Here is a 5,328-nt window from a genome sequence, read left to right as displayed (position 1 = left end):
GCGGCACGCCCACTTACTTAATTGAAATGCTGAATAAATTCGGTGTATTACCCTCCAAAATAGGGGGTAACGAAGCTGTGGCGGCTGATTTTGACGCACCGACCGAACGGATGGAAAGCATCACTCCTTTGTTGTACCAAAGCGGCTATGTCACCATCAAGGGGTACGATGAGATGTTCCAAATCTATACCTTGGACATCCCGAATGCGGAAGTAAGGATAGGTTTGATGCGCAGTCTCATACCTTATTATGTGACACGTGACACGCAGACGACCAATACCACGGTGGTCAATTTAGCCCGAGCCTTGGTGCGCGGTGATATGGACGGGATGCTGTGCCTGCTGCAGACCTTCCTTTCCACCGTCCCTTATTGCGACCGCACGGACTACGAAGGCCATTACCAACAGATGCTCTATATCATCTTCAGCCTCCTTGGCGCGTACGTGGATGTGGAAGTACGTACCCCGGGAGGACGGGTGGACATGGTGATGCGCACGGCTACCACGCTCTACGTCGTGGAACTAAAGCTGAACCAATCCGCTGAAGCCGCCATGCAGCAAATCGACCTGAAGAACTATCCCGAACGTTTCGCCTTGTGCAGCCTGCCAGTGGTGAAGGTCGGAATCAACTTTGACATGGAACGGCATACCCTGAAGGATTGGATGATCACTAACTAAAATACTCCCAAGGGATTTCCAAAAACATCCTTCAGGATGTATAGTAAACATCTATCATACAACATATTAGGAAATGAACGGTGAAATTTCATCTTTCAGTTCCCTTTCATGTCAGAAAGCCGTCAAACGTTCTGCGCCAAACGATTTTTCAATCTAAGCCAAACGATTTTTCATTCTCCGCAGATTGATTTTCCGTTCTCTTCCAAAGGAAATAAAACGTGACTGAAAGATGCCTGAAACATCCTTCAGGCTATAACTTCAAAATAATGAACTCGTTAACATGCATCCTGAAGGATGAAGGATGTTTTTGGAAAAACTCCTGTGTAGGAATATATGGAGCATGCCCTAATTTGAAAGCTTACATATCAAAAAAAGGCCCCATTCACCCCCAGCAAGACAGTTACCCACTTATCAACTTATTTTTTATATGATATATTTACATATACACGGACGATTAGGAAACCAACTGTTTCAATATGCTCATGCGCGTTATCTACAATACATAACTGGTGACGAACTTGTCATTGATTATAGAGATGTGTTTTTAGACCACGCGGATTTATCTGAAGAATCATTAGCTAGATATAATGTCATCCCATACAGAAAAGCGAATGGAACCGAGATTCCTAAAACCATTTATTACCTGATAAGAATTGCATGGCATCTTAAGCCCATAAACCATCTGAGAACCAAATATTATATAGAACGACTAATATGCCCTATATTGGCATTATTTGGCATATGTTATTATGATAGCAATTGCCATATCATGCATTATAGACCCAAGAAAGGGAAATTCAACTATATCAAAGGATGGTATGAATCGCCTAAATATTTTTCTAAAATAGATGATATTATAAGAAAAGAATTCACTCCCAAGGAGTCCTTACTTCCCAAGGACCAATTATTGTATGAAAGATTAAAACGTAAGGAATCCATCTGTGTTACTGTGAGAAGAGGAAACTTTGTAAATGACCCCAATCTCGCTGCAAGGTATAATGTTTGTTCTACCGATTATTTTAGGAAAGGAGTTGAATACATACAAAATATATTGAGTGACACGTTGGTCTATGTTTGTTCGGACGACAATGAATGGTGTCGGAAGAACCTGGCATTTAAAGGAGAAGTAATATTCGAAAGGAATGGATTAAATCCAAGTGAGAAACTATATATAATGACAGCTTGCCGCAACTTTGTAATTTCCAACAGTTCATTCAGTTGGTGGGCCCAACATCTATGCGACAATAAAGACAAGATTGTAGTTGCTCCTAAAAAATGGCGGAATGAGAATCCGGAACCGACAGACATAAAAGAAGATTATTGGAAATATATCGATTAATCCTTATGCGTAATAGTCGAACGAGAAACTCCACTTACAGTATGTTGGCATGTGTAATATACTATTCTGCCAATATATTGTTTGGACTGGCAAACAGAAAATTCCTCATAAGCATCTTAGGCATAGAGTACCAAGGTGTGAACGGATTATTCGGCAGTGTATTGAACATGCTGAGCATAGCAGAATTGGGCATAGGAACTGCCATTATTTATCATTTGTACCGACCATTGGCAAATGACAACAAGGAAATGGTAGGGTCTATTATGCAATTCTACAAGAATTGCTATAGGGGCATTGCTTTGGTTATGCTTACCGTAGGAATGATCCTGTCAGTAAAGTTGGACTTTTTCGTAACAGCCTCATCGCTTCCAGTAAATATCCATATCGTATATTATTTAATGCTCGCAGACGTAATCGCGACATACACATTTGCTTACAAACGTTCTATCCTTTATGCAGACCAGAAGAATTATATCGTAGCAATCATTAACACCTTTTTCGTTGTATGCTGCAACATCGTTCAAGTCGGCATATTATATTGGACAAAAGATTACTATTTGTATCTTTCAGTAAAATTAGGATTAAGACTATTGGAAAACATCAGCATAAACATATACGTAAGCAAACACTACGCATATTTGTCGGCTAAGAAGTATCCCAAAATTGCAAAAGACCTACTCAAAGACATCATACAAAAAATCAAGGGGCTTCTTTTCCACAAGATTGGTACTTTTGTTGTTAATGGAACAAGCAATATACTAATATCTAAATTTTTAGGATTGGCATTAGTCGGCATTTATTCCAATTACTATTATGTCATTAGCGCCATTAACTCTGTGTTACAGCAGGCATTCGACGGCACAACGGGCAGCGTAGGGAATTTATTGGCCACAGAAGACAGTAGTAAAAGACTGTCGATTTTTGAAGAACTCAATGGCATCAACACGTTATTTTCCGCAATAGCCGTCAACATGCTATTTGTCCTGATCAACCCTTTCATTAAAACAATCTTCGGAGATGAGTTTGTCTTGAACCACACCATTGTCATCCTGTTGGTTCTCAATATGATCTTCACAAACCAACGCAGAGTATTCGGTGTATTTAAAGCTGCGTCCGGCATTCAGTATGAAGACCGATATGTACCTATTGCCGAATCGTTGACAAATATAATCATATCCGTCATCCTGTTATTCAAATTTGGACTTGCAGGAATATTTGTCGGCATGCTTGTCGCGCAATGCTGTGTGTACCTGTACACATTCCCGATATTGATATACCGCAACGTAATGAAGAAGAGTATTACGGATTACACAAAATACCTGCTATTCGTATTTTCATTCCATATCATTTCATTAAGTAGCGTAAGTTGGGTATTTCATGTATTCATAGAAGAAACAATTATGAATTACGCCATAAAAGGTTGTGTGGCATGTATTCAAACCATATTGATATTCTATGTGTTTTGGCATAACACGGATTCTTATCAACACATGCTAAACCGGATAAAACTCATAATAAAAAAATGAATTAATGAAACAACTTAAAATATCTGTCATAGTGCCAGTTTATAATGCTCGTTCCTTTTTACGAAGGTGCATCAATTCCTTAATTTACCAAAACTACAAGAATGTAGAAATCATAATAGTTGATGACGGTTCGACCGATGACAGCCTTGCAATAGCCAACGAATATGCAACGTCAGACAAACGAATCAAAGTAATTCATCAGGCGAACAAAGGAATGGGTATGGCACGTAACGCAGGCTTGGCGGAAGCGACCGGTGACTATGTGGCTTTCGTTGACTCTGACGATTTTGTACATCCTGAAATTTATGTAAGATTGCTTGCACTGGCATTAGAATACAATGCAGACGTGGCAGGATGCGGCAGGACAAGATTCTATAATGACAAGTTCACCTTTGAAACAGCCCCGGCAAATAAAAAGCAGCACGATGTCTGTCTATATTCAGGCGAAGAAGCCACATTTCACTTGTTGGCTGTGACCTCAGACATCAAGCCTGCCGCATGGGACAAGCTATATAAAATTGAATTATTCAAAGAGATAAGATTTCCAGACTTGCTATTTGAGGATGCAGCAATCATGTATAGGCTTCTATTGGCGGCAAAAAAAATGGTAACTACCAAGGAAGCACTTTATGCCTATTATGTACATGAAGGGAGCATCATCACAAAACCATGGGACAGAAAAAAGTTGATGTCATTTTTTAAGGTAACAAAAAATATTGAAGAAGGATTGGCCTTGTCGGGAAAAGAAGACCTTGTATATGCTTCATATATTTGGAGAATAAATTTTGGTATAGAAGCATGGTGCAGATGCAAGAAATCCATAGAACTTACCGATGCCGAGAAAAGGAATATCCTGACGTATATTTCTAATACAGCTAGGCTTCAGAATCTCAAAAGAATGCCTGTAAACTTCAAACGCAAACTGGTTTATTTCCTATTCCCCTTTCTGCATGAGGCATTAATAAAGTTACTAAAAATTCATTTTGATTAATAATATGAAAAATCTTAGGTCATCGAACTTTGAGTTACTGAGAATATTTGCAATGTTTTTCATAGTAATGTTCCATTTGTATATGCATAGTTTTAATGGAACATTACCCTTATCAGACTTCTCCATAAACAAGATTATTGCCGCAACATTAGGCTCATGGGGGATAGTAGGTGTTGATACATTCGTATTGATTTCAGCATATTTCATATCAGGAAAAGAATTCCGTTTGATTCGCATTATACGTTTATGGCTATGTGTATCTTTCTATTATTTTGTAATTGGAATCATTTGTAGCGGATTCAGTTTGCCACTACTCTTGAAATCCATATTTATTCCCATTTCAAATGAATACTGGTTTATACAAGCGTTCATCATGATGCTTCTTTTTGCTCCATTTTTCAACAAATTTATTCAAACTGTATCTGATAAATGCCTCACGGCATTGGTGTGCATGCTAACCGTGACCATATCTTTATATCATACTGTATATACAAGTGCATCTATCGGAAAATGGGCGATGTTTATATTATTATTTTTTACAGCAAGCTTATTGAAAAGGAATCCTATATCTATTGGTTTCCTAAAAAGGAGAGTTGTAAAATGCTTTATCTATTCTTTCTCATTCATAATAATCGGAGGGTGCTATATAGTTGCCGTACACAATAAATTGTTTCCTATATATGCATCCCTCATTGGAAAATACAGTTTCGTTATGTTTCTTATTGCCATTTTGGTCTTTAACAAAGCCCAAAAGCTTAATATAAGCTCCATTTTGTTAAATAACATTTCGGGGGG

Annotated in this window: 5 protein-coding genes; all 5 read left to right on the top strand. The window is 38.3% G+C overall.

The features are described from left to right. Positions 1–677 (top strand): PD-(D/E)XK nuclease domain-containing protein (locus HMPREF9441_RS11580; RefSeq protein ID WP_008621329.1); only part of this gene is annotated, 677 nt, incomplete at its 5' end. Positions 678–1,104: 427 nt separating this feature from the next. Then, on the top strand, positions 1,105–2,016 hold the full coding sequence (locus HMPREF9441_RS11575; protein WP_008621328.1) for an alpha-1,2-fucosyltransferase: 912 nt from the start codon (positions 1,105–1,107) through the stop codon (positions 2,014–2,016). 137 nt (positions 2,017–2,153) lie between these two features. Then, a complete protein-coding gene (locus tag HMPREF9441_RS11570) occupies positions 2,154–3,542 on the top strand; it encodes a lipopolysaccharide biosynthesis protein (protein WP_244949745.1) in 1,389 nt (462 codons plus the stop codon). Positions 3,543–3,546: 4 nt separating this feature from the next. Beyond that, on the top strand, positions 3,547–4,533 hold the full coding sequence (locus tag HMPREF9441_RS11565; protein WP_008621326.1) for a glycosyltransferase: 987 nt from the start codon (positions 3,547–3,549) through the stop codon (positions 4,531–4,533). Positions 4,534–4,537: 4 nt separating this feature from the next. Beyond that, a partial coding sequence (locus tag HMPREF9441_RS19225; RefSeq protein ID WP_008621325.1) for an acyltransferase family protein occupies positions 4,538–5,328 on the top strand: 791 nt, incomplete at its 3' end.

The sequence above is a fragment of the Paraprevotella clara YIT 11840 genome (genome assembly GCF_000233955.1).
In the GTDB taxonomy this organism is placed as follows: Bacteria; Bacteroidota; Bacteroidia; order Bacteroidales; family Bacteroidaceae; genus Paraprevotella; species Paraprevotella clara.
Note: the sequence above shows the minus strand (reverse complement) of the source record. Positions and strands in the feature narration are given on the sequence as shown.

Coding starts and splice junctions, on each gene's coding strand:
- HMPREF9441_RS11575 (WP_008621328.1), top strand. CDS start 1,105: ATGATATATTTACATATACACGGACGATTAGGAAACCAACTGTTTCAA.
- HMPREF9441_RS11565 (WP_008621326.1), top strand. CDS start 3,547: ATGAAACAACTTAAAATATCTGTCATAGTGCCAGTTTATAATGCTCGT.